This is a genomic window from Paenibacillus sp. 01T422 (genome assembly GCF_056398785.1).
Genome location: NZ_JBFTQB010001018.1, coordinates 1 through 3,269 on the forward strand (window position 1 = coordinate 1; position 3,269 = coordinate 3,269).

The 3,269-nt window shown below is 41.7% G+C and carries 5 protein-coding genes; all 5 read left to right on the plus strand.

The window, feature by feature from the left end; translation table 11 throughout:
- Positions 1–288, plus strand: a 288-nt coding sequence (locus AC1DUA_RS34925) for an RMD1 family protein (RefSeq protein WP_477504107.1), incomplete at its 5' end; no start/stop codon positions are given.
- 237 nt (positions 289–525) lie between these two features.
- Positions 526–654 carry a hypothetical protein gene (locus AC1DUA_RS34930; protein WP_477504108.1) on the plus strand — a complete coding sequence of 43 codons (129 nt, stop codon included), beginning with the start codon at positions 526–528 and terminating at the stop codon, positions 652–654.
- An 88-nt stretch (positions 655–742) separates the two neighbouring features.
- Entirely contained in the window at positions 743–1,366 is a 624-nt protein-coding gene (cdaS, locus tag AC1DUA_RS34935; RefSeq protein WP_477504109.1) for a sporulation-specific diadenylate cyclase CdaS, read from the plus strand.
- Between the two features lie 226 nt (positions 1,367–1,592).
- A complete protein-coding gene (locus AC1DUA_RS34940; RefSeq protein WP_477504110.1) occupies positions 1,593–2,228 on the plus strand; it encodes a hypothetical protein in 636 nt (211 codons plus the stop codon).
- Positions 2,188–3,269: glycosyl hydrolase family 28 protein (locus tag AC1DUA_RS34945; RefSeq protein ID WP_477504111.1), on the plus strand; the 1,082-nt coding region annotated here is incomplete at its 3' end. The genes AC1DUA_RS34940 and AC1DUA_RS34945, both read left to right, overlap by 41 nt.

The following is a 3,269-nucleotide window of genomic DNA, read 5'->3' on the forward strand; positions in this document are numbered from 1 at the left end:
GAGTATAACACCCTTGCCTACATCATGATTTTGGATAAACCTGATTTAACTTGGACGAACAGCACGGCTAGTCAATTTTATGACGGCATGATGGATTTTTTCGAATTAAATGATCGATATAAAATTTTGAAAAGCAAAACAGATATTTTGTATCACATTCTTGAGGGTTTTTCCAATATCAGTCATTCCATTCGTGGGTTGTTCGTTGAGTGGATAGTTGTGATTTTAATTGTTATTGAAGTGGCGTTAACGGTATTACAAATTGTAGGCTGGCTTCCTTCCCATTAGAATAATATGAAGTGAGCCTGGAGGAGCAAAAAGCTTGAAGGAAATTTCCTTCAGGCTTTTTTCGTGTTTTAGCATAAAGTTAGCCAAAAAATGATACTATCAAGCATTATAGGATTCTCGTTGGAGGTATAATCATGAGCAGTATGATTTGATTCTTGATGTAGTAGGGAATCGATCCATTTCCACTACAAGCGTGTATTAAGTCCATCTGGCACCTATGTCATGGTAGGAGGTTCTATGGCTCGAATTTTCCAAGTAATGTGCCTGGGACCGTGGATTTCAATGACTGAGAAGGAGCAAATAGGCATCTTGATCCACAAGCCGAACCCAAATGATCAGAACTCTTCGCTGATCGTCGATAATTAGTTGAATTAATAATGGTAATTTCGTTATTTGATGATCTTTTCAAATCTGGGAATGATAATAAGTAATATGGTATCAAGAGGTGTACAAGTTGAATCAGATCCGATGCGATGAATCTCCAATGAAAGAGCAGCTCAAACAACACATACAAGAAATTTCCGACGCGCTTCACCAAAGCTTGAGAATTATAGATAATGAGAATCACTGCATGTTAAGTGATCTAGAGGCGATTCAAGAACGATTTAGGAGAGTTGAGTCGATCGCCGCTTCCTTTTATATGCAATGTTATTTATCAGCCTTCTCTATCCAATATTTGGATCTGACTATTGCTGTTGATCATTTGTCGAAACGCCGCCATGGTGCGTTGATTGTTATCCAGCGAAACGATCCTATTGATGAACATCTTCATAATGGCATTCCAGTAGGAGCCAAAGTATCGTATTCCTTACTTGAATCGATCTTTTACCCTGGGAACCCTTTACACGATGGCGCTGTGTTTATTAGTTATGATCAAATCATCTCAGCAGCGAATGTACTTCCCCTATCAGCAACTATTCTAGAAAATAAAAAGTTGGGCACGCGGCATCGGGCAGCAATCGGCATAACGGAACGAACAGATGCTTTGGCACTTGTTGTATCCGAAGAAACCGGACAAACTTCATTTGCCTATATGGGCCAACTGCATCCGATCATCATGTCGGATGTTATTGTGTAGATTGAGTAGTCAATAGCATTAACGAAAGAAGGCTTTCTTTCATGCGAAACGAGCATGGGGGACGGTCTTTTTTTGATTTATAAATGTGTGAAATTCTGCCCTTGATCACGAGTTAACCGCATTATGGAGATAAGTTTGATCTGATATACTGACGGAGCATGTTCATGAAAGGGGTTTCAAGAAGGCCGTAATCAAAGATTTAAACAATGAAGGAGGCAATTTGCAAATGTCAAAGGGTAAAAAGTTGTTTCACGCAGTTGTAGCATTATTCATTCTTGCTGGGGTTGTGCTTTCACCGCTTACAATCGTGAAAACTGTGTCAGCAGAATCCGTTCCTGCTGCGGCAGTTCCCGTATCGATTTTTCCTTATCAACAGCCTACGAAGTATGCGGCTTCGGTTAACTATAAGCTCAAGGCGAATGGGGTCGAAGTCTTGGTTGTTAAAGCGTATAACGATTATGATTATGCGAATTTCTCGGTATCTGAGGGACCGATTACGTATGAGCTTACGATCCTGAATACGGCCAAAGTTACGGAATATGCCATCAGTCCCAAGAAGCTAGGGATCAAGGCTGATAAGGTCGAAGGGACTACATTAACTTTCACGTCACAAAAAGATGAATATTTAATCGTCATGATGAATGGACGGACTACCAAAATTGTAATTGCGGCAGATCCGTTAGAAACCGATGTTCCAGCCTCTTCAGGAGAAGGCATATTTAATGTGACGCAAGCTCCATATCAGCTCTCAACTACGGGAAATACAACGGGTGTAACTGGGGAAGACAGCCGATTATACAGAGCACTGGTTCAAAGACTCAATGGGAAGACCAGCGACCTGGTGGATCTCAACAGCATTTGATTCTGATAATATTAAAATTTATGGTCGTGGAACGTTAGACGGAAATGGTGCTGCACTATCAGCGGATAAGAGTACGAATAATAAAGGTATGATTAACAATCTGGTAGTGCCAATTGCAACTACGAATTTCAAAATGGATGGTGTTCTCGTCCGAGAATCTGCCGCATGGGCTGTTATGCCCGTACGTTCCAATGATTTGGAATTCACCAATTTAAAATTGTTTAACAGCCTTGGTATGGGCGAAAATGATGGGATCGATATTGTTGAATCGCAAAACGCAGTTGTCAGGAATGCCATTGGCATATCGCTGGATGATCCATTTTCGACAAAAACTTGGAAAGAAGATACGGATATTGCATCAGGTAAAGTGCCTTGGCCAGGCAATCCAGAGCCCGTAAGAAATGTTTTATTCGAGGACGCCATTGCGTGGACTGCTTGTTATGGGTTTAAAATAGGTCAAGGCGTCATGCAGGATCAAGAGAACATCACATTCAGAAATGGCGTTGTSTATAAGGCTGCTGTAGGGTTCGCAATTCACCACAAATATGGGACTGGTGCTGTTAGGAATGTCACCTTTGAGGATATGGATGTTGAGGACATTAGTGGTAAAAACGAGGATAACAGCGCTTGGATGACAATGTTTACTGTGAATGGCGGAGATATTGGCGTTGGACCTGTTACTGGGGTTACAGTGAAAAATATAACTGTCCGTGATGCTGGTGAAAGTTTTGCCAAAATCAAAGGGCAAGAAGGAGCACTGATTACCGGACTCACATTTGAGAATGTGTTCATGCCAGGAAGTACAACACCAGCGAAAACTTTACACGAAATGAATTTTCTAGATAGAGAATATCAGAATGGCGTTACTATCAAACCTGTGCAAGAAACGGAGCCACGACCACGAACCAACCTGGCTCTCAATCAACCAGCTGTTGCATCATCTAATGATGGTTCCGTAGATACGGCGCCGTGGGCATTTGACGGGAATTTAACGACTCGTTTCGGGTCCAAGCGAGGAGTTGACCCTGGCTGGGTGTATGT

Bases quoted from the DNA above. Each gene is read 5' to 3' on its own strand.
- AC1DUA_RS34940 (WP_477504110.1), top strand. From the start codon at position 1,593: ATGTCAAAGGGTAAAAAGTTGTTTCACGCAGTTGTAGCATTATTCATT.
- AC1DUA_RS34930 (WP_477504108.1), top strand. From the start codon at position 526: ATGGCTCGAATTTTCCAAGTAATGTGCCTGGGACCGTGGATTTCAATG.